This window comes from Stenotrophomonas sp. 109824_Sma (genome assembly GCF_056480025.1).
On sequence record NZ_CM151078.1, the window covers coordinates 2,479,493 to 2,500,346 of the forward strand.

Genomic DNA, 20,854 nt, shown 5'->3' on the forward strand with positions numbered 1-20,854 from the left:
ATTTTCCATTCGCCCCCAGGACACACCACACAATGCCGACGAAGACGCTGCTCCCCACCTCCACCGCAGGCAGCCTGCCCAAACCCTCCTGGCTGGCAGAGCCCGAGAAGCTCTGGTCGCCCTGGAAACTGCAGGACGAAGGCCTGATCGAGGGCAAGCAGGACGCCCTGCGCCTGTCCCTGCAGGAACAGCAGCATGCCGGCATCGATATCGTCAGTGACGGCGAGCAGACCCGCCAGCACTTCGTCACCACCTTCATCGAGCACCTCAGCGGCGTCGACTTCGAGAAGCGCGAAACCGTGCGCATCCGCAACCGCTACGATGCCAGCGTGCCGACCGTGGTCGGCGCCGTGAGTCGCCCCAGGCCGGTGTTCGTCGAGGATGCGAAGTTCCTGCGCCGCCAGACCACGCGGCCGATCAAGTGGGCGCTGCCCGGCCCGATGACGATGATCGACACGCTGTACGACGCGCACTACAAGAGCCGCGAAAAGCTGGCCTGGGAATTCGCGAAGATCCTCAACGAGGAAGCGAAGGAGCTGGAGGCTGCAGGCGTGGACATCATCCAGTTCGACGAGCCCGCCTTCAACGTATTCTTCGACGAAGTGAATGATTGGGGCGTAGCCGCACTGGAGCGTGCGATCGAAGGACTGAAGTGCGAGACCGCCGTGCACATCTGCTACGGCTACGGCATCAAGGCCAACACCGACTGGAAGCAGACGCTGGGGTCGGAATGGCGCCAGTACGAGGAGTCGTTCCCGAAGCTGCAGGCCTCCAACATCGACATCATCTCGCTGGAATGCCACAACTCCCACGTGCCGATCGACCTGATCGAGCTGGTGCGCGGCAAGAAAGTGATGGTCGGTGCCATCGACGTGGCCTCCAGCACGGTGGAGACCGCCGATGAAGTAGCCAGCACCCTGCGCAAGGCGCTGCAGTTCGTGGACGCCGACAAGCTCTACCCGAGCACCAACTGCGGCATGGCGCCGCTGGCGCGCGACGTGGCCAGGGGCAAGCTGCGCGCGCTCAGCGAAGGGGCGAGGATCGTGCGCGAGGAACTCTCGGCATAACCCCGGCAGAGGAGGCATTGCCGTTCGAATGGCGGCTTGACGGCGCCTGGCCGGGTATCGACCAGGTTCCGCCTCGCGCCTGCAGCTCCGGCCTGGCCTCCGTCGCGGGCAGTCGCGGTGCCAGCGCCTGCTTGATCCGTGCCACCTCCCCTGCCCCGGCCTCGGCCAGGCGGCGGGCCTGCTGCCGTTGCTCCGCCGAAAGTGCCGGCGACGGCGCAGCGCTCGCCTCCGGCGCTACGTCCACCAGGCGCGCCACTGCCTCGCGCAGCCGCAGCTGCGGGCAGAGCCGTGCAGCACACCAGCGTTCTGCGTAGCGCCTGGCCTGTCGCACATTCGTGGCGGCCACCACCTTGGTCTGGGACATCTTGCGTGCGTCCAGGTACACCCGGAAGCCAAGCACGGCGTGCGGCACGATGTTGGCCACCGAGCGCCCGTTCCACCACAGGTCCCAGCGCTCGCCGCTCTGCACCCAGCCGGAGGGCCGGGTGACGGTCATGTACGCGGGAAGATCGAAGGAGGAATGCATGGCCGGAAGCATACGATCGGCCGTCGCATGGGATGAGAATGCAAACGCACTCCCTCGCGGGGAGATGAATTGTTCAAGATCGCCGCATGCGATCGACATTGCACGCGTGCTGGCTACCTTTGAAAACAACCATTAATGTGACGCGTCACGGTCGACCAGGCTTTCGATCCAGTCGATGTAGCGGGACACGCGCACGTTGTAGACCACCTGCCCGTAGAAGCCCGCTTCCAGCGCATGCTCGGGCACGGCGGTGATCCAGGAACCGAGGCCCACCAGCTGCCAGGCCCCATCTTTCTTGATCAGCAGCGGGCCGCCGCTGTCGCCGTTGCCGAGCACGCCTTCAAGGGGCAGGCCCTGCGGAGGCGGATCGAACCGGTACCAGAGATAGCGCGCGTTGCCGCCGGTAATCGCGTTGTAGGCCCGCCGCAGCGTCGTACGATGCGGCCCGCCCGGCACCAGTCCAGTCGCACCGTTGCCGGTAGCGCCCTTCCCGATCAAGGCGGCGATCTGGGTAACCTCGGCGCCGCCACGATAAAGCGCCACCGGCGGCACATCGCTCACCGGCGTGGCAAGTCTGATCAGTGCGATGTCATCCGACGCCGCCAGAAACGCGTGGATTTTCGACGCACTCCCCGTTGCCATCGCTTCCCTGCCCAGCGCCTCGGGCATCCTCCGGTAGCCGGGGTGCAGGAAAACACGCTCGACGCCGTAGCCCTTCCCATCGATGGTGATGGTGGCGCCCATCCCCTCCATCGGTGCGGCATGCGCTGCGGTCAGCACCCAGCGCGGTGCGATCAGGACGCCGTGCCCCTCGCCTGGCATGTCCGCCAGTGCCGGGAACACCGATGCGTCGATCTGGTACCTGGCATCGTCAACATCATCGCGGATGACCACGGCACCGGCAGCGAACGGGAGCGTGGCCAATGCCAGGAAAATCCAGCGCTTCATGATTGCTTTCATCCCTGCAGTTCAATCACAACAGCCTAGGGCATGGCTCTGCCATACGGGGAGATTGTGCGACCAAGCCCTGGCGGAGACCGACGAATGCGCGGAAACGGGAGTTGAAACCGGGCGGTCCGTGCCCTACCTGCGGCCCCGATAGGGTTCGCAGCCCACGCCGTCATTGTCACGATCGAGGTGCGGGCCATACCCCGGATCACCCCGTCGTACCGGCGCAGCCCCGGCGGCGCGGGCCTCCGCACAGTTGGCAAACACCCCGGAGCTGCGCGCAGAACCGGGGGCGAAACTGCTGCGCGGGGTGTCGACGTAGCGAGGTGCGGCTGGGGCGCCTCGATGGCAGTGATAGTCACCCGTTTTCCGGTTGGTGTGGCAACCCTGCTTGTCGAGGCCGCCCGGATGCGCGAGCGCATTGGCGGACAGCGCCAGTGCGAGCATCCCGGATGCAGCCAATACGATGGAATCCCGGCGTCCGGTATCCATGCCTTCCCCCTGTCAGGCAATCCTGCCAAGGGGAAGGCTAGCATGGTGTCTCGACCGACAGGCTTGACGCTGCAGTAGCTGCCACTCAGCGCTGGTAGTCCTTCAGGAACAACCAGGTGATCAGCGTGGCATCGGGGCCCTTCGGATCGGTGAACGGCAGGCCCGACTGGCTGCCACTCCACGCATGCCCCATCCCCTGCACCACATAGTGCTGCACCAGCGTCCTGCCACCGTAGGCGTAGGTGTCCACCGTATACGCACGTCCGCCCGGCACCTGGCCGTGATAGGTGCTGGTCGGCACGTACTTCACCGAATCGTTGTCCAGGCCATCGTCAGCCAGGTCGTTGGTCTGCAGGAACTGGCGCACCGCCTGCTCACCGTTCACCGGGTTGACGGTGAGGTCGGCGCTGCCATGGAACACCAGCACCGGCAGCGGGCGCGGCGAAGGCGAACCCGAGCACTGCCAGGCCAGCCGACCGTTGCTGTCCGGTGAGTAGATGCTGCCGGCCAACAACGCGTAGGCACTGCCGGAAATGGTGGTCGCGCCCTTGAACATGCCACCGGAGTGGATGGCGCCGGCAGCGAACACATTCGAGTAGCAGGCCAGCATGATCGAGGTCATCGCACCGCCGGCAGAAATGCCGGTTACATAGACCCGGTGCGGATCAATGCTGTAGCTGGCTTTCACCTTGTCCACGATGCCGGCCAGCAGTGAGGGCTCGCCACTGTCGCGCGCCTGGTTGATCGGCAGCTGCCAGTTCCAGCAGCGTGCGGGATTGGAGGTGACGTTCTGGCGCGGATACACCACGATGAAACCCTCGCTGTCGGCGACCTCATTGAAGCCGGACGCCTCGCCCATCAGGTTCGGGCCGGTCACACAGCCATGCAGCACCAGCAGCAGCGGCAGCGGCTGGGTCGCGTCGTAGCCGGCCGGCACCCAGACCTGGTATTCGCGGGCGCCGAACAGGTTGCCGTACAGGCCGATATCCCAATGCCCTGCCGGGCCTGCGGCAAGCGCGCTGCCCGCCGTTGCCAGCCAGGTGCACAGCACCAGCGCCATCGCTTTGATCGAATCGATTCCGGATTTCATGACCAGATCCTCATGGGTGAGTCGTGGATGAAGGAGTACCGGGGAACGCGTCCGGCTGGGGGCGAGCCCAGTATCCGCATCCGGTGGCGGCTGCCGACTGGACCTAGGTCCACTCGCCGCTGCCCGATGACACCGCTAGCCTTGGCTGCAGAGGTGGCATCGGGCCATCTGCAATGGATATGCCCTGGGGAGGATCGAATGAAACGGAATTGTCTGAGCCTGATGATCGGCGCGCTGCTGGCGTCTGGCCCGGTACTGGCACAGGACGCGCCGCAGGGGGCGGCGACCGTGGGCAGGAATGCATCACCCACCAACCTGGACAGCATCAAGGTCACCGCGCGCAAGCGCGAAGAAACCCTGCAGGAAGTGCCGGTGGCGGTCACCGCGTTCACCTCCGAGGCGCTGGACCGGATGAATGTCCAGGACATCAGCGACCTGGATGGGCAGGTGCCCAACCTGACCATCTATGCGGCGCGCGGCGCCAGCAGCACGGTCACCGCCTACATCCGCGGCGTCGGCCAGTCCGACCCGACCTGGGGTGCCGATCCGGGCGTGGGCATCTACCTGGATGACGTCTATATCGCCCGCCCGCAGGGCGCGCTGCTGGATGTGTTTGATGTTTCGCGCATCGAGGTGCTGCGCGGCCCGCAGGGCACGCTGTACGGCAAGAACACCATTGGTGGTGCGATCAAGTACATCTCGCGCGGCCTGCCCACCCAGACCGAGGGCTTCGCCCAGATCACCGTGGGCAACTACAGCCAGTTGGACGCGAAGGCGGCGATCGGTGGCCCGATCGGCGGCGCCGACAGTGGCCTGCGAGCACGCGTGGCGGTGGCCAGCATGAACCACGACGGCTTCGGCGAGAACACCTTCAATGGCCAGCCGGTCAGCGACAAGCAGATCAACGCGGCGCGCCTGAACCTGGGGGCGTATGCGGGCGATGACTTCGATGTGCAGTTCGCTCTGGACTGGATCGATGACCAGTCGGGCATGCGCGGCTCGAAGATGCTGGCGCCCAACCCGTTCCTGCGCGCCTACCCGCCGATGGACAGCCGATATGACATCCGCTCGGGCATGCGCAACCTCAACAACGTGGAAACCAAGGGCGCGTCGGCCACGGTGAACTGGCGGCCGAACGACGACATCGCAGTGAAGTACGTGGTGGCCAAGCGCGAATCGGACAGTGAAGCCAACATCGATTTCGACACCACGCCGGTCAAGCTGGCCGACGTGAGCGGCACCTACAACGACAACCAGGTCAGCAACGAGGTGCAGCTGAACTACGATGCCGGGGGCCGGGTGCGCGGCGTGGTGGGCCTGTACCAGTTCAGCGGCGAGGCCGGTGGGCAGATCCAGAACAACTACTTCAGCGCGCAGTTCGCCGACAACCAGGGCAAGGTGCTGACCGACAGCATCGCGCTGTATGCGGACTGGACCTTCGACCTGACCAGCAGGCTGAAGCTGGACGTGGGCGCCCGCTACACCGATGAAGACAAGCGCGCGATCGTGCTGAACCGCCTCTACGCCGACCCGGGTTTCAGCCGGCCGGTGGCGGTGACCGCGGACTTCGACAAGAAGACCAATTTCAAGAACGTCTCGCCCAAGGTCTCGTTGGACTACCAGATCACCCCGGACATCATGGTCTACGGGCTGGCCACGCGTGGCTTCAAGTCCGGCGGCTACAACATCCGCGCCAACGCGGTGGCGGTGCCCCGCTCGGCCGAGCCGTTCGATGACGAGACCGTGGACAGCTACGAGGTCGGCAGCAAGATGGCCTTCCTCGACCAGCGGCTGTTCCTGAACCTGTCGGCCTTCTACAACAAGTACAAGGACATCCAGCTGTCGGTGTTCACCGGCCTGGATACCAATGGCGACGGCATCGATGACTCGTTCTTCGGTGATTTCACCAATGCCGGCGCCGGCACCATCAAGGGCGTGGAAGTCGAATACCAGTACCTGCCCAGCCAGCACTGGTTGATTTCCGGCAACCTGGCCTGGCTGGACACGAAGTACGACGAGTACATGGACCGCGGCATCAACGTGGCCCGGCAGATGAAGTTCACCAATGCACCGGAATTCTCGGGGGCGCTGAACGTGGAATACCGCACCGACCTGGCCAACGGCAGCAACCTGTCGGCGCGGGTGAGCTACAGCTACCAGAGCGATGTGTGGCCGACCACCGACCTGAGTCCGGTGATCCGCCAGGGCGGTTACGGACTGGTGAATGCTGGTGTGATCTGGCGGCTGGATGATGCCTGGACGCTCTCGTTGCAGGGCACCAACCTGGCCGACAAGGAATACCGCACCACCGGTTACAACATTCCGGCAGTCGGCACACTGATTGGCTTCTATGGACCGCCGCGCCAATATAGCCTCAGCGTCCGTTACGATTTCTAGCGTGCCCGTTACGATTTCCAGGAAGCCCCTGCATGACGCAGTCTTACCAAGATCTGTACTGGAACAGCACTGATGGCCTGCGCCTGCATGCGCGCGACCATGCACCAAGGGCAGGACAGGCGTCGCGCGGGACCGTGGTGTGCATTCCCGGCCTGACCCGCAATGGCGCTGATTTCGACGCGCTGGCCGACGTGCTTGCCGGCGTGGGCTGGCGCGTGATCGCCGTCGACCTGCGCGGCCGTGCCGGTTCGGAACGCGCGCAGGATCCTTCCAGCTACAACCCGCGCACCTATGCCGATGACATGGTGGCGCTGCTGCGCTCGCAGCACATCGACTCGGCGGTATTCGTCGGCACGTCGCTGGGTGTGCTTGTCACCATCACCCTGGCCTCGCGTGCCCCGCAGACCATTGCAGCGGCGGTACTGAACGATGCCGGCCCCAAGGTGCCGCGCGAGGCGCTGGCACGGATCGGCAAGTACGCCGGCAAGCCCGTGCCGCCGATGGATCTGCAGCAGGCCGCGGCCTACATGGGCACCATCGGCAAGGCGGCATTCCCGCGCTACACCGTGGAGGACTGGCGGGCCATGGCCCTGCGCACGTTCCGCCAGCGCGAAGACGGCATGCTGGAACTGGACTACGACCCGGCGGTGATCCGCACCACCCGACCGTGGGTGCTGTGGCTGCTGCGCCCCGTGCTGTGGCGTGCGGTTCGCGGGTTGACCGCACGCGTGCCGGTGCTGGTGGTGCGTGGCGCCCTGTCCGACATCCTGCCAGCCGATGTTGCCCGGCAGATGGCCGCGACATCGCCCCGCGCACGCCTGGTTGAAGTGCCGGACGTGGGCCATGCGCCGATGTTGAACGAGCCGGAGGCACGCGATGCCATCCTGGCCCTGCTGGACGACGTGCGGTGAGCACCGCCGCATCCACCGAGGCATTGCCGGCCGCCCTGCGCCCTCTCCAGCAATGGGCGGCCGGCGAGCGGCTGGGCAGCATCACCCACGTTTCGCAGGCGCGGATCACTGCCTTCGCCGACGCCACCGGTGACCACAACTGGATCCACGTCGACCCGGTGCGTGCACAGGCGCAGCTGCCGGGTGGGCGCACCATCGCCCACGGCTTCCTGCTGCTGTCATTGACGGTGGAAGAGGATGTGGCCGCCCTGGCCGGATTTCCCGGCATCGCGCATGTGCTCAATTACGGCCTGAACAAGGTGCGCTTCCTGGCGCCGGTGCCCAGCGGCTCGGACGTACGGGTACGTTCGCAGCTGGTCTCCCTGCAGCCGCGGCAGCAGGGGCAGTGGCTGCTGACCCAGCGCAAGACCGTGGAGCTCGCTGACGATGGCGAGGTTGCAGTGATCGCCGAGCAGTTGTCACTGATCGTGGTGTCCGCCTAGCGCCGCCCTGCCCCGCTTCTCCCTACACTGGAGTGATGTTGACGCCCTCCATCGTCCTGTTCGCCTGTATTGCGTGGACCGTTCTGTTGTTTGGCGTGGCCCTGTGGGGTGAGCGCCGGGGACATCGCCTCGCACGGATCTGGCCGGTCATCTATGCGCTGTCACTGGCCGTGCATTGCACGGCCTGGACCTATTACGGGGCCGCCTCGCAGGGCGTGCAATGGGGCTTCCCGATTCCGCCGACGCTGGTCGGCATGGCGCTGATCTTTGCGTTCGGCCTGCCGTTCCTGGCACGGCTGGGGCGGTTGGCCAAGCAGCACAACAGCGCCACCATCGCCGACCTGGTGGTCGCACGGCTGCGCGCGGACCAGGGCCTGGGCATCACCATCACCCTGGTCGCGCTGTTCGGCATCATTCCCTACATCGCGCTGCAGCTCAAAGCGGTCAGCCAGGGCCTGGGGGTCCTGCTGGGCGATCGTTTCGCACCTGCCGGCTGGCAGCTGGACATGTCGTTCTGGTTCGCGCTGACGATGGCGGCGTTTACCCTGCTGTTCGGCGCACGCAAGGCATCGGCCACCGAACACAACCGCGGCATCGTGGTGGCACTGGGCCTGGAATCGGTACTGAAGCTGGTGGCACTGCTGGCGATCGGCCTGTATGCCGGGCTGTCGGTGCACCGCGCCGGCACGCCCCTGCTGGAAAAGATGGCCCACCTGCCGCCGCCCGCAGTCATTCCGGATTACCTGACGATGGTGGCGCTGGGCGCGATTTCCGCCTTCACCCTGCCCCACCAGTTCCACGTGGGCGTGGTCGAGCTGCGAGAGTCCTCGGACCTGAAGACGGCACGCTGGCTGTTCCCGGTGTATCTGCTGCTGATCGGGCTGCCGTCGGTGCCGATGGCACTGTACGGTGCCGCGCAGCTGCCAGCGTCGGTGTCGCCGGATCTATATGTGCTGGCCCTGCCGCAGGCTGGTGGACACCACCTGTTGGCGCTGGTGGCGTACCTGGGCAGCCTGAGCGCGGCCACCGGCATGATGATCCTGTCCGGGCTGACACTGTCGATCATGCTCGGCAATCACGGCGTGGGCTCGCGGCTGCTGGGCGGCATCGATGGCGGTCCTGCTGCCGGCGACCTGCGCCCGCGCGTGTTGGCCCTGCGCCGCGCCGGCATCCTCGCCGTGTTCCTGATGGCATGGCTGTACAGCAGGGCGATGAGTGATACCGAGGCGCTCAGCGACTTCGGCCTGATGTCCTTCACCGCGCTCTCGCAGCTGGCACCGGCCGTGCTGCTGGCGGTGTACCGGCCGCGCACGTCCTCACCAGCGATCATCGCCGGCATTGTGGTGGGCTCGCTGGTCTGGCTGTGGCTGGTGCTGTTGCCCATGATCGTGCCCGCTGCAACGCTGTCGACCCATCCCGACGGGCTGCACTGGCTGTCGCTGCTGTCGATGCGCCTGCAACCGGGGCATATCGCCATCAGCATGGGCGCCAGCCTGGCGGCAAACCTGATTGCCGTGGTGCTGGTGTCACGCGCGGTCCGCCCGTCGCTGCCACGCCAGCGCGATGCGGTGGCCACGGCATCGCTGCGCAAGACTGCTGGCCGCTTCCTCGGCCAGGAACGGGCCCGGCAGCTGCTCGACGGGCATGCAGGAAAGATGCTGGATGACGACCGGGTCATCGCGGTGGAACGCGAGCTGACGGCCGTGGTCGGCGCAGGCATGGCCCGGCTGCTGGTGGAGGCCGCGCGGGAGGGTGGCGCGGCGCCATTGGACGCGGTTACCCGTGCCGTGGGTGAAGCCACCCAGGTGCTGCGCTTCAACCAGCGCCTGCTGGAAGCCGCACTGGAGAACATGAGCCAGGGCATCAGCGTGGTGGATGCGCAGTTGCAGCTGGTGGCCTGGAACAGCCGCTATGCCGTCTTGTTCAAGTTCCCGCCGGAGCTGCTGCAGGTGGGCCAGCCGGTGGTCCACCTGACTGCGTGGGCGCTGGCGCAACTGGGCATCGGCGTTGCCGTTGGCGACTCGCCTGAAAAGGCATTGCAGCGTCGCGTCGCCCACATGCGGCGCGGCACGCCGCATCTGTCCGAGCGCATCTTCCCGGACGACACCATCGTGGAAATCCGCGGCAATCCGATGCCAGGCGGCGGCTATGTGGCCACCTTCACCGACGTCACCGCGTTCCGCCGGGCGGAAGATGCACTCAAGCGCAGCAATGAGACGCTGGAGCTTCGCGTGCAGGACCGCACCGCCCGGCTGGAACAGGCGGTACACGAGGCCGAGCGGGCCAACGTGGCCAAGACGCGGTTCCTCACCGCGGTCGGCCACGACCTGATCCAGCCACTGCATGCGGCCCAGTTGCTGGCCGATGCGATGTCCCAGCACATCGAGTCCGAGTTCCTGGGCAGCTTCCTGCGCCAGATCCGCGGCGCGCTGGATTCCACCGATGACCTACTGTCGGGCCTGCTCGATATTTCGCGGCTGGACGCAGGTGGCTGGGTGGTCGACCCACGCCCGTTCGCGCTGTCCACCGTGCTGGACCCGCTTGCGCAGGAGTTCGCCGTGCTGGCGGCCGCACGTGGCCTGCAGTTCGGTTATGTACCGACCCGTGCCTGGGTGCACAGCGACCCGCTGCTGCTGCGCCGGGTGCTGCAGAACTTCCTGGCCAATGCCATCCGCTACACCCATCGTGGCGGCGTACTACTGGGCGTGCGGCGGCAGGGCAACGCACTGCTGATTGGCGTGCATGACAGCGGCCCCGGCATCGTGCCGGAGCAGCAGGCGATCGTGTTCGAGGAATTCCATCGCGGTGATCGCAGCAATGGCCAAGGGCTTGGCCTGGGCCTGGCCATCGCGCACCGCATCGCCGGACTGCTGGATGCGCCGCTGCACCTGCAGAGTATCCCTGGCCGCGGCTCGGCATTCTCCATCCAGGTGCTACGGGCTGCTCCGCCAGCCGCACCGTGCGCCCTGCCGGCGGTGGCGGGGAGCAGCACGCTGAAGGGCGTCCGCGTGCTGGTGGTCGACAACGATCGGGACGCGCTGGCGGCGATGCGGCAACTGCTGACGTCCTGGGGCTGCGATGTCACCGCAGTGGGCGATGCTGCATCGATCGGGCCGTCAGCGGCTGAGGCGGCACTCTGGCTGTTCGACTATCACCTCGATGGGGGGGATACGGGCGTGGCGGTCTGGAAGCGGCTGGTGGCCGTGCACGGGCAGCGGCCGACCGTGATCCTCAGTGCCGATACCGGCAGCGATACCCGCGAAGCGGTACGCGAAGCCGGGCTTTCGTTGTTGAGCAAGCCCTTCAAGCCGTTGGCATTACGCTGGGCGATCAACCATCTGTTGGCGACGAAGGGTGCGGCCGCGACCTGAAGATTCAGGCGTCCTGGGACCCTTCAAGCTGCCGCGATGGATCGGCCAACCCCATCTCGTGCAGCACGCGGATGGCCTGCGCACGATTGCGCACCCCCAACCGTTCCATGATGCGCGTCATGTGTGCCTTGACCGTGCGCAGCTGCACGCCCAGGCGGTCGGCGATCTGCTTGTTGAGCAGGCCTTCGGCCACCAGGCTCAGCACCTTGTACTGATGCGCGGACAGGCTGGCCAACCGCGCGGCGAGATCCGCATCCTTGCTGAAGGGGGCCACCCTGGCCACCGGCTCGCGCAGCAATGCCGGAATCCAACGTTCGCCTTCCAGCACGGAATGCAGCGCGGACTGCAGTTCGCTCAGTCCTGAACTCTTGGGCAGATAGCCGGCGGCGCCCAGATCGATGGCACGGCGGATCACCTGCGGTTCTTCATTGGCCGAGACGATGATGATCGCCAGGCCGGGCTGCAGTGCGCGCAAGGTCGCCAATCCGGCGAGCCCGTGATTGCCAGGCATGTGCAGGTCCAGCAGCATCAGGTCGACCGGCTGGCGTTCGAGTGTTTCCAGTACGCTGTCCAGCGAATCGGCCTCGCTGATCTGCAGGTCGGCGACGGCCTCTTCGGCCGCACGATGCAGCGCGGCGCGGAACAAGGGGTGGTCATCGGCGATAAGCAGGCTTGGCATGTCAAGGCGAGATTAGCAAATCACGCGGGCGTGGACAGGGGACCTAGGTACGCTGGCGCGGTGCGCATGGATGGCTAGTGTGGGTGGGGACGACCGGCGACCGATACGCCACCCATGAGGAACCCGCATGCCATTCCCTCCCGCTGCCGATACCTGCCCGCTGCTGATCAAGCAGCTGTTGCTCACGCCGCTGGCGACACGTCCCGGGCAGGAGATCGTGTACGGCGACAAGGTCCGCTTCGACTACCGCACGCTGCAGGCGCGCATCGGCCAGCTGGCGGGACTGCTGGCATCGCTGGGCGTCCGCCAGGGCGATACCGTGGCGGTGATGGACTGGGACAGCAACCGCTACCTGGAGGCCTACTTCGCCGTGCCGATGATCGGTGCGGTATTGATGATGGTGAACATCCGCCTGGCGCCGGAGCAGATTGCCTACACCCTGAACCACAGCGGCGCGCGGGTGATCCTGGCCAACCGCGAGTTCCTGCCGTTGCTGGAGGGTCTGGAAGATCAGCTGCCCGACCTGCATACGCGGGTGCTGCTGGACGACTCGGAAGGGCCACTGCCACCGGGCTTCGTGACGGAATATGAAGCCGGACTGCGCACGGCAACGCCGATCGACGACTTCCCGGACTTCGATGAGAACACCCGTGCCACGGTGTTCTATACGACCGGCACCACCGGCCTGCCCAAAGGCGTGTACTTCAGCCACCGGCAGCTGGTGCTGCACTCCCTGGCGGCGATGGCCGCGCTGGGCAGCGCCCCGAGCCAGGGGCGGCTGCACCGCGGCGATGTCTACATGCCGATCACGCCGATGTTCCATGTACACGCCTGGGGCGTACCCTACGTGGCCACGCTGCTCGGCATCAAGCAGGTCTATCCCGGCCGCTACCTGCCAGCAACCCTGCTGGCGCTGATCGCCCGCGAGAAGGTGACCTTCTCGCACTGCGTGCCGACCATCCTACACATGCTGCTCGAACACCCCGACGCGGCACAGACCGACCTGCGCAACTGGAAAGTAATCATCGGCGGCGCGGCGCTGCCGCGAGCACTAGCGCAGTGGGCACTCGCACGTGGCATCGATATCTTCGGTGGCTACGGCATGTCTGAAACCTGCCCGCTGCTCACCCTTGCACAGATTGATGCCGATGCATTGGCCGGGCCGGATGAGGCGCTGTCACTGCGGACCAAGGCCGGCATTCCGGTGCCGCTGGTGGACCTGCGCATTGTCGACCCGGAGATGAGGGATGTCGCCCACGACGGGGTCGCCACCGGCGAGGTGGTAGTGCGCGCGCCCTGGCTTACCCAGGGCTACCTGCATGATCCCGACGCTTCGGCGGCGCTGTGGGCGGGCGACTACCTGCACACCGGGGACATCGGCAACATCGATGCAGACGGCTATCTGCGGGTGACCGACCGCATCAAGGACGTGATCAAGACCGGTGGCGAATGGATCTCCTCGCTGGCGCTGGAAGACATCATCGCCCTGCATCCTGCGGTGAACGAAGTCGCGGTGATCGGCATCGCCGATGCGAAATGGGGCGAGCGGCCGCTGCCGCTGGTGGTCAGGCAGCCCGGCAGTGACGTGACCGAGGAAGAGATCATCGCGTTGGTGGCGGCGCGCAGCCGCTCGGGGGATATCTCGCGCTATGCGATTCCGGAACGCGTCCGCTTCGTCGATGCGATCGAGCGCACCAGCGTCGGCAAGATCAACAAGAAGAAGCTGCGTGGACTGCATGACCCGGAGTCAGCTGCCGGCAGCCGCTGACTCCCACGCCAAAGCTGGTTGTCGCTTAGCGGATTTTCCAGCGCTAGCGCTCCCGCATCGCCTCGCCGGTATGTTGGCGCAGCGGACTCAGCAGATAGTCGATAACCCGCCGTTTCCCGGTCTTGATCTCTGCGCTCAAGCTCATGCCGGCCGTCAGGCGCACGGTGACCCCGTCAATCTGCAGGGTGGCCTTGTCGAGCTTCACGCGAATCGGAAAGACCGGGCCCAGCTTCTCGTCCAGCATCGCGTCGTGGGAGACGCTGATTACCTTGCCTGTCAGATACCCATAGCGTGTGTAGGGGAAGCTCTCCACCTTCACGGTCACCGGCTGGCCGTTGCGGATGAAGCCGATGTCCTTGTTAAGAATGCTTGCTTCCACTTCCAGCGCCTCCTCGCTCGGCACCACGGCCAGCAATGGCTGTGCCGGGGTCACGACGCCACCCACGGTATGTATGCCCAACTGCTGAACGGTACCATCGACCGGCGCCCGCAATGTCATCTGGTGATCGCGCTGGCCAGTGCGCGAGACTTCAGGTGTCATTTGACCGATCTGCTCCTGTGCGGTGCGCAGGCCGTCCAGGGTCTGCTGTCTGAAATCCGCCACCAGGACGCTCAACTCTTCCTCCGCAGCCAACTGGGCGGATCGGATCTCCTGCACCCGGTTGCGCTGGGCCGCCAGATCCCGCTCGCCGGCAATACGCTCCTGCTCACGCAGAAGATAGTCGTGACGACCCACATAATTGCCTTCCAACAGGCTTCGGTAATCATCGGCACGCAGCTTGGAGATCCGCGCCGATTCTTCCAGTGGCTTGACCGAGGCCTGGGTGGTTTCCAGTTCGGCGCGACGTTGCGAGATCAGCGCCTGTAGATTGTGGCGCTTGGCCTGCAGCGCATCGTATTGGCTTCGTGCCAGCGCCTGCTCGGCTTGGACGCGGCCAGCGGGCATGTCAGGCTCGGCGCGGATCACTGGGGCAATGCCGCGCTGCAACGCCTCACCCAGCGCCCGCAGCCGGATAGCGGTCATCCGGGCATTGAGCAGCGCATCGCCTGATTTGGCAACATCAGCCCCGGTGGCAGTCGCATCCAGCTCAATCAGTACCTGCCCTGCCCTCACCACCTGCCCGTCGCGTACCAGGATCCGCCGTACGACGCCGGTCTCCGCCGGCTGCACCACCTTGGTGCGCGAGTCCACGACGGTCTTGCCGGGCGCCACGGCGACAATATCCAGCTTGCCGATCGCGGCCCAGAGCAATGCCACGCAGAACAGCGCAATGATGATGCGCATGGTCCAGCGGGCGGTGGGAGAGGACGGAGTTTCGATCAGTTCCAGATGGGCGGGAAGGAAGGCGAGTTCGTCCGCCGCGCGCGCGGGTGGATCCATCGCGTGCCGGACCCGCCACGCGCCGCGGAAGATCGCGATATAGCGTGCAGCGAAATCACGCACGCCGTCGCGGATGTGCTTCATGCGACCCCCTGCTGCAACCGGTGCAGCTGGGCATAGTGCCCGTCGGACTGGGCCAGCAGCTCATCGTGCGTTCCACTTTCGACAATGCGGCCGCGGTCCACGACGACGATACGGTTCGCCCTGCGCACGGTGGACAGCCGATGGGCGATGATGATGACCGTACGGCCCTTGCATATCTCGCGCATGTTGGACATCACCGCATGCTCAGATTCATAGTCGAGCGCACTGGTAGCCTCGTCCAGGATCAGTATGCGCGGGTCGGTGATCAGCGCACGGGCAATGGCCACGCGCTGCCGCTGGCCACCGGAAAGTCCGGCGCCATGCTCGCCCACTTTGGTGTCGTAACCTTCAGGCAAGGTGGAGATGAATTCGTGGGCGCCGGCCAGTGTCGCCGCCTTGATTACCCGGTCCAGCGAGATCCCGGGATCGCTCAGGGCGATGTTCTCGCGGACACTCCGGTTGAACAGGAAGTTCTCCTGCAGTACCACGCCCAGCTGGCGCCGCAGCCAGGCCGGGTCGGCCAGGGCGAGATCATGACCATCGACCATTACCCGACCCCGCTCCGGGGTGTAGAGCCGCTGGACCAGCTTGGTCAATGTACTCTTGCCCGACCCAGAGCGTCCGACTATCCCGATGACCTGCCCGGCGGGAATGTGCAGATCGATGCCTGCAAGGATTTCGGGCGTATCCGGACGATAGCGGAAACCGACCTGCTCGAAGGTGATATCACCTTGGATGGGGGGCAACGCCATTCGGCTCCCTGGCAGCTCAGTGCGGGTGTTGAGAATGTCACCCAGGCGTTGGACGGATATGCCGACCTGCTGGAAATCCTGCCATAGCTGTGCCAATCGGATGATCGGTGCAGCCACCTGCCCGGACAACATGTTGAACGCGATCAGCTGACCCAGTGAAAGCTTGCCATCAATAACCAGCTTGGCGCCCCAGAACAGGATCGCGATGCTGACCAGCTTCTGTACCAGTTGTACGCTCTGCTGGCCGACGGTAGCGACCTTGGTGACTCCGAAGCCAGCATTCACATAGCCGGCCAGCTGGTTGTCCCATGTGCGTGTGACACGGGGATCGACCGCATTGGCTTTGACCGTACCAATGCCACTGATCGTCTCGACGAGGAAAGACTGATTGTCAGCGCCGCGTGCGAACTTTTCATCCAGGCGCTTGCGCAGCAACGGCGTGACGCCTGCAGAAATGAGTGCATACACAGGCAGCGAGATCAACACGATTAAGGTCAGCCAGCCGCTGTAGTAGAACATCACCGCAAGAAAAACCACGGTGAACAGCAGATCGAGCACCGAGGTGAGAGCTTGTCCTGTCAGGAAGTTGCGAATGTTCTCCAGCTCACGTACGCGAGCAATGGTGTCGCCCACACGGCGCGACTCGAAGTAGGCCAGCGGCAATGCCAGAACGTGGCGGAACAGACGCGCGCCTAGTTCGACGTCGATCTTGCTGGTGGTATGCGCAAAAACATACGTCCTCAGGCCGCTGAGGACGATATCGAACACGGCAATCGAAACCAGGCCGATCGCAATCACGTCCAGCGTGGTCAGTCCTCGATGTACCAGCACCTTGTCCATGACGACCTGGTAGAACAGGGGCGTGACAAGCGCAAACAGCTGGATGAAGAAAGAGACCACGAAGACTTCGAGCAACATCTTCCGGTACTTGATCACCGCAGGAATGAACCAGCTGAAATCAAATCGCGCCAGCTCGCCAAGTACGGATGCTCGCGAGGCCACCTGCAGGAGGCGTCCGCGATAGCGCTGCTGGAGCATGGTCATGTCAATGCTCTGCGGGCGTTTCTGCGCCAGATCGTGGATCAGCACCTGCTCGTCGCTGATGCGAGCGATGATGAATGCATCACCGTTGTCACCCAACGCAAGGGCGGGAAGTGTGGCCATTGCCAAGCGTGCGGGCGGCATCGGTACGACCTTAGCCTTCAACCCGAGCTTGCGCGCGGCCAGCACCAATGCCGTTTCATCCATACAGTCGCTGCCCAACCCGGCGTCATGCGCCAGCTGGCTGGCGTCCGCCGGAATACCGTGGAACTGAGCCAGCAGCACCAAGCCGCGCAGCGCCAGATCCTGTACATCCTGCGCGCGCTCTTCCCCCGGCACCGACGGCGCCGTATCCCCTTGTGGCATATCTATCCTGTGCGCAGCTTCCGTTGTGCGCGACCCCGGCGCGTAGCATGGTGGTGCCCCGATGACCTGTCAATGGGCCGGCCATGAGCGCAACGGAAATGTACGCAAGATGTGGATGCGTGACACATGACTAAGGAAGGCCAGCCGTAATGACCGTCACAGCCGCCGTCGGCGGGATCCAGGGTTGGCGATACCAGCCCAACACGGCGGAATCGACGTTCAACCCCTCCTGCTCCGTCGGTTCCACCGCATACATCATCGCTACCGCCGATTCTCCTTCTTCTCCCGCTCCTACAGTGGATCCACGGCGACGCACTGCCCAGGCCCCGATGGCAACGCCGCCAAGCCCACCCCTTCGAGCCCGCAGGAGCGAGACATGGCATGCCTTTCCCGGATTACCGCTGGCACAGCGGCGATGCGCCCAGCCCCCTCCACGCAGGTTGAACGTGGGGGTGGAGCATGAACCAGGTATACGTCGCAGTCTGGGATGGAGCCCACTATCTGGTTGTCCGCAAACGTGTGTTCAACAGCTGGTGGGGCAGCAATTCCGTTGTCGTGCTTTCTGCCGAAGCGATGGCTGCGGTGCTGGCCATCCACAATGCATCCGGCGGCGGCACCGAGCAGAACTGGGACGTGGTGAGAAACCTGCTTTCCGGTGCCTGGCGCGCCGCGGGATCAGTCGCCTATCGCGGTGAATGTACGCTACCCCGCACCAAGCACGCGCTGGACCGAGCGCTTGATAGCGCCGAACGCACGCATCCGCAAGCCGATGACGTCGCCATGGAGGTGCTGGCCGCTTTGCAGACCCTGTTCGGTGAAGACGCCAGAACCCCTCCCTCGACCAGCGCTGCGCGTGCAACCCTGCGAGAGCTCGCAAACGCGTTGCCGCCGTCCTCCCGGGGCACCCCGAACTGGACCGGTGCGTTGGTGCTCGCACAACGTCTCGTGGCCGAAGTCGGTGCGTGGTCGGACGGTCTGCCCACGACGCTGGTGAACCAGGCGGGTCAATGCGCCCTACCCGGCGGCGGCCGGCTGAACAACGAACGCAAGGAGCGTGCCGCGCGGCGCGAGTTCGAGGAAGAGCTTGGCATCTGGCTTGCGCAGGGACGCGCCGCTTGCGATCTGCGTGCTCGGCTGTTCCCGGATGGGGGTGGCAGCTTCTCCCTCGTTCGCTTCCGCACAACTGCCGAGGAGCTTCTGCTGATGGCCCAGACGGCCGAGAACAATGTCCAGGCCAGTGCCATCAACCCTGCGCGCCCCCAGTCCTGCCTGGTGACCGACTGGGAGGTGGCGAGCGTCGGACGGGTGGCCGTTGCCAATCTGCGTAACGTCCTGGGGGTAAGGGTGGAGGTTCCGGGCACAGGAACACTGGAGGTCGACGAGGCCCTGGCCACCGCCAGGCCCGGCAGTCAGGAGATCGGCTGGTACCGGGAGATCGCCGCCCTGCTGTCACCCGCTTGAGCGTCCAGCGCGCACCTGCCCGCCCCTGCAACCCCAGTGAGGCCCCACCATGAAAGAGAGCACGCCCGAGCGCGAGGCCCGGCGCTACATCAGCAAGCAGCTCACCGCGCAGATCAACAACGCGCAGGCGTACCCCGACGTTCGCACGGTCGTGGTGAAGGCACTGTCGGACATCAAGGACCAGCTGCGCAGCCTTTCCAACAAGGTACGGCGCGACTACAGCCTGAAGCCCGGTGAGCCGTTGATGTTCTTCTACGTCAAGGGCGGCAACGCGCTGGACGCACTGCTTGAACGCCCGGCCGTTCCGCCGCCGACGCTGTTCGATTTCGGCAGGTCCGACTGGGATACGCAGGTGGTGATCAACCCCTGGATCCCGATCCCGGCACAGGATGCCCTGCACGGCGGTGTTGAAGACATCGTGATCGACGTGATGCAGGGTGCCGGCCTCAACATCGCGCTGGAGATCAGCGTCTTCCCGCCTCACCAGAATCCGTTGGCCGGCCAGGTGGTGGACCTTGCATCGGTGGACATCCATGTGCCGCCCGGCCAGCAGTGCCTGGTGACATGTGACACTCCGCAGACGTTCCGGAAGGTATACGAGCGCGACCGTGCGGGCCTGCATCTGTTCACCAGCGACCCGCTGAAGGGCATCGGCACCGCCACGCCGGTGACAAGCCCCTCCGTGCTGCCCCCTCCGCAGCCGCCGGTGCCGCAGCCCGTGCAGCTGCCGCCTACCCCTCCGCCGCCGCCAGGCATCATCCTCAACGACGGCATCAAACCGTTCGTGCTGTATCGCATGGGCTATACCTGGCACGCGCGATGGGTGAAGGATCCGAAGGCGCCTGCCGGCGACGACCCGGTGACCCCGCGGCCGATCCTGATGGAACTGATCGATGTGACCACGCCGCGCCGCGATACCGTGGAGGCCGTGACAGTGTGGTCGGACATCATCCGCAACCATCTGGTGATTGCCGAGGATGCAGGCTCGGAAGAGCGCTGGCGGCTGCCCCTGCCCAGCATGGAGTACCACCTGTGGGAAGGCCTGACCATGCTGTGCGAGATCGCCGCCTATCCCGGCTGGCCGGGTGCGGACAAGCTGGAGAAACGTCGCCGTAATGTGCAGCGCATCCACGACTGGTACCGCGACCAGCAGGGCGATCTGGCGACGTTCGGCCGGGTGATCGATGGCATCTCGGCGGCGCCGGTGTTCACCGATGACAAGAACTGCATGCAGCAGGTCGATGCCTGCATGCGTGAGGTCAAGGCGCGCATGCAGGCGTCATCCTCGGGATTCGATCACGGTGCCCTGTCGGCCAACCACACGCAGCGCCTGCTGCACGGGCGGCAGTGGGGTGCGCATCGGGTCGCAACGCTGCTGCAACGCCTGGGTACATCTACCGCATCCTGTGGCTACAGCGACGATCTGGCGTTGATCGGGACGCTGGCACAGAACCCGTACCTGGATGTCACCCAGGTGCCGATCTCCGGCGTCGACTGCGCGATGATCATCCGCACCGACCCTGCGACGTTGCGCAATGCGACGGCGGCCAACTGCCTCATTGCGCTTGCCCAGGACCTCGGCGCGGACATGACCATCGAGGATTCCCTGCACTCGACCGTACGTGCGACGGGGATCAGTTACGAGCGAACGCTGGTGATCTTCGATGCGCCGCGCTCGCCGACGGCGCGCGTGGCCAAGGCGATCCTGACGTTGACCACTGCAGGCCCGGTCGGTTGCCCGTTCCGTGACAGCCCCGATGGTTCCGGGCAGGCCATCGCATCGTTGCTGGACATGGACAACCAGCGCAAGGTGGCAGCCTCGATCATCCAGGGGTTCGTGCAACGGGCGAATCTGTCCAGGCAGCACGAGATGATCCGGGTGTTGTTGCCGCAGGGCGAGTGATCTTCAGTCACCGCTGCGCGGGGGCGCGGGTTTCCATCGGGCTTGATCGGCCCCCTTCCCTCGCGGATCCATGCCTCCAGCGCCAGTCGGTCAGCTGCTGGGAATTGCGCGTGGTCTGTCGTGCCGCACCCGCCG

15 protein-coding genes are annotated in these 20,854 nt (G+C 65.3%); 8 read left to right on the forward strand and 7 right to left on the reverse strand.

The window, feature by feature from the left end; translation table 11 throughout:
* Positions 1-32 precede the first annotated feature (32 nt).
* Positions 33-1,067 carry a methionine synthase gene (locus tag ACZK1G_RS11745; RefSeq protein WP_049445137.1) on the forward strand — a complete coding sequence of 345 codons (1,035 nt, stop codon included), beginning with the start codon at positions 33-35 and terminating at the stop codon, positions 1,065-1,067.
* Here the strand turns inward: ACZK1G_RS11745 and ACZK1G_RS11750 are convergent.
* The 4 genes from ACZK1G_RS11750 to ACZK1G_RS11765 all read right to left on the reverse strand — a co-directional run bounded on the left by ACZK1G_RS11750 (position 1,024) and on the right by ACZK1G_RS11765 (position 4,123).
* A complete protein-coding gene (locus tag ACZK1G_RS11750; protein ID WP_101765506.1) occupies positions 1,024-1,692 on the reverse strand; it encodes a hypothetical protein in 669 nt (222 codons plus the stop codon). The two genes, ACZK1G_RS11745 and ACZK1G_RS11750, sit on opposite strands and share 44 nt — an antisense overlap.
* A gap of 33 nt (positions 1,693-1,725) precedes the next feature.
* Complete coding sequence (locus ACZK1G_RS11755; RefSeq protein WP_101766408.1) at positions 1,726-2,541, reverse strand: S1 family peptidase; 816 nt, start codon at positions 2,539-2,541, stop codon at positions 1,726-1,728.
* Positions 2,542-2,676: 135 nt separating this feature from the next.
* Positions 2,677-3,033: an excalibur calcium-binding domain-containing protein gene (locus ACZK1G_RS11760; RefSeq protein WP_101765507.1), complete on the reverse strand. Its 357-nt coding sequence runs from the start codon at positions 3,031-3,033 to the stop codon at positions 2,677-2,679.
* An 85-nt stretch (positions 3,034-3,118) separates the two neighbouring features.
* On the reverse strand, positions 3,119-4,123 hold the full coding sequence (locus ACZK1G_RS11765) for an extracellular catalytic domain type 1 short-chain-length polyhydroxyalkanoate depolymerase (RefSeq protein ID WP_049445131.1): 1,005 nt from the start codon (positions 4,121-4,123) through the stop codon (positions 3,119-3,121).
* Positions 4,124-4,321: 198 nt separating this feature from the next.
* Here ACZK1G_RS11765 and ACZK1G_RS11770 point away from each other — a divergent pair, with 198 nt between their 5' ends.
* The 4 genes from ACZK1G_RS11770 to ACZK1G_RS11785 are packed head-to-tail and all read left to right on the forward strand — an operon-like array spanning position 4,322 to position 11,284.
* Positions 4,322-6,520 carry a TonB-dependent receptor gene (locus ACZK1G_RS11770; RefSeq protein WP_233490761.1) on the forward strand — a complete coding sequence of 733 codons (2,199 nt, stop codon included), beginning with the start codon at positions 4,322-4,324 and terminating at the stop codon, positions 6,518-6,520.
* Between the two features lie 32 nt (positions 6,521-6,552).
* On the forward strand, positions 6,553-7,431 hold the full coding sequence (locus ACZK1G_RS11775; protein WP_049445126.1) for an alpha/beta fold hydrolase: 879 nt from the start codon (positions 6,553-6,555) through the stop codon (positions 7,429-7,431).
* Entirely contained in the window at positions 7,428-7,913 is a 486-nt protein-coding gene (locus ACZK1G_RS11780; protein ID WP_049445123.1) for a MaoC family dehydratase, read from the forward strand. The genes ACZK1G_RS11775 and ACZK1G_RS11780 overlap by 4 nt, the downstream gene beginning before the upstream one ends.
* A gap of 35 nt (positions 7,914-7,948) precedes the next feature.
* The gene (locus tag ACZK1G_RS11785) at positions 7,949-11,284 is read left to right on the forward strand and encodes a hybrid sensor histidine kinase/response regulator (RefSeq protein WP_101765509.1); all 3,336 of its coding nucleotides are present in this window, start codon (positions 7,949-7,951) and stop codon (positions 11,282-11,284) included.
* Positions 11,285-11,288: 4 nt separating this feature from the next.
* Here the strand turns inward: ACZK1G_RS11785 and ACZK1G_RS11790 are convergent, their stop codons facing one another.
* Positions 11,289-11,963, reverse strand: coding sequence for a response regulator transcription factor (locus ACZK1G_RS11790; protein ID WP_101765510.1), 675 nt, complete (start codon positions 11,961-11,963; stop codon positions 11,289-11,291).
* Between the two features lie 127 nt (positions 11,964-12,090).
* On the opposite strand from ACZK1G_RS11790, the gene ACZK1G_RS11795 reads away from it, so the two are divergent.
* A complete protein-coding gene (locus ACZK1G_RS11795; protein WP_101765511.1) occupies positions 12,091-13,731 on the forward strand; it encodes a fatty acid--CoA ligase in 1,641 nt (546 codons plus the stop codon).
* A gap of 43 nt (positions 13,732-13,774) precedes the next feature.
* Here the strand turns inward: ACZK1G_RS11795 and ACZK1G_RS11800 are convergent, their stop codons facing one another.
* Together ACZK1G_RS11800 and ACZK1G_RS11805 are read right to left on the reverse strand one after the other, a co-directional pair.
* Complete coding sequence (locus ACZK1G_RS11800) at positions 13,775-15,196, reverse strand: HlyD family type I secretion periplasmic adaptor subunit (RefSeq protein WP_049445112.1); 1,422 nt, start codon at positions 15,194-15,196, stop codon at positions 13,775-13,777.
* Positions 15,193-17,355 (reverse strand): type I secretion system permease/ATPase, encoded by a 2,163-nt coding sequence (locus tag ACZK1G_RS11805; RefSeq protein WP_049445110.1) that lies wholly within the window; start codon positions 17,353-17,355, stop codon positions 15,193-15,195. The genes ACZK1G_RS11800 and ACZK1G_RS11805 overlap by 4 nt, the downstream gene beginning before the upstream one ends.
* Before the next feature lie 459 nt (positions 17,356-17,814).
* Here ACZK1G_RS11805 and ACZK1G_RS11810 point away from each other — a divergent pair, with 459 nt between their 5' ends.
* On the forward strand, positions 17,815-18,816 hold the full coding sequence (locus ACZK1G_RS11810; protein ID WP_049445107.1) for an NUDIX hydrolase: 1,002 nt from the start codon (positions 17,815-17,817) through the stop codon (positions 18,814-18,816).
* 49 nt (positions 18,817-18,865) lie between these two features.
* Positions 18,866-20,719, forward strand: a complete 1,854-nt coding sequence (locus ACZK1G_RS11815; protein ID WP_197621900.1) for a hypothetical protein — start codon at positions 18,866-18,868, stop codon at positions 20,717-20,719.
* The last annotated feature ends 135 nt before the right edge of the window (positions 20,720-20,854 follow it).

Bases quoted from the DNA above. Each gene is read 5' to 3' on its own strand.
- ACZK1G_RS11745 (WP_049445137.1), top strand. From the start codon at position 33: ATGCCGACGAAGACGCTGCTCCCCACCTCCACCGCAGGCAGCCTGCCC.
- ACZK1G_RS11750 (WP_101765506.1), bottom strand. From the start codon at position 1,692: ATGTCGATCGCATGCGGCGATCTTGAACAATTCATCTCCCCGCGAGGG.
- ACZK1G_RS11755 (WP_101766408.1), bottom strand. From the start codon at position 2,541: ATGAAGCGCTGGATTTTCCTGGCATTGGCCACGCTCCCGTTCGCTGCC.
- ACZK1G_RS11760 (WP_101765507.1), bottom strand. From the start codon at position 3,033: ATGGATACCGGACGCCGGGATTCCATCGTATTGGCTGCATCCGGGATG.
- ACZK1G_RS11765 (WP_049445131.1), bottom strand. From the start codon at position 4,123: ATGAAATCCGGAATCGATTCGATCAAAGCGATGGCGCTGGTGCTGTGC.
- ACZK1G_RS11770 (WP_233490761.1), top strand. From the start codon at position 4,322: ATGAAACGGAATTGTCTGAGCCTGATGATCGGCGCGCTGCTGGCGTCT.
- ACZK1G_RS11775 (WP_049445126.1), top strand. From the start codon at position 6,553: ATGACGCAGTCTTACCAAGATCTGTACTGGAACAGCACTGATGGCCTG.
- ACZK1G_RS11785 (WP_101765509.1), top strand. From the start codon at position 7,949: ATGTTGACGCCCTCCATCGTCCTGTTCGCCTGTATTGCGTGGACCGTT.
- ACZK1G_RS11790 (WP_101765510.1), bottom strand. From the start codon at position 11,963: ATGCCAAGCCTGCTTATCGCCGATGACCACCCCTTGTTCCGCGCCGCG.
- ACZK1G_RS11795 (WP_101765511.1), top strand. From the start codon at position 12,091: ATGCCATTCCCTCCCGCTGCCGATACCTGCCCGCTGCTGATCAAGCAG.
- ACZK1G_RS11800 (WP_049445112.1), bottom strand. From the start codon at position 15,196: ATGAAGCACATCCGCGACGGCGTGCGTGATTTCGCTGCACGCTATATC.
- ACZK1G_RS11805 (WP_049445110.1), bottom strand. From the start codon at position 17,355: ATGCCACAAGGGGATACGGCGCCGTCGGTGCCGGGGGAAGAGCGCGCG.
- ACZK1G_RS11810 (WP_049445107.1), top strand. From the start codon at position 17,815: ATGAACCAGGTATACGTCGCAGTCTGGGATGGAGCCCACTATCTGGTT.
- ACZK1G_RS11815 (WP_197621900.1), top strand. From the start codon at position 18,866: ATGAAAGAGAGCACGCCCGAGCGCGAGGCCCGGCGCTACATCAGCAAG.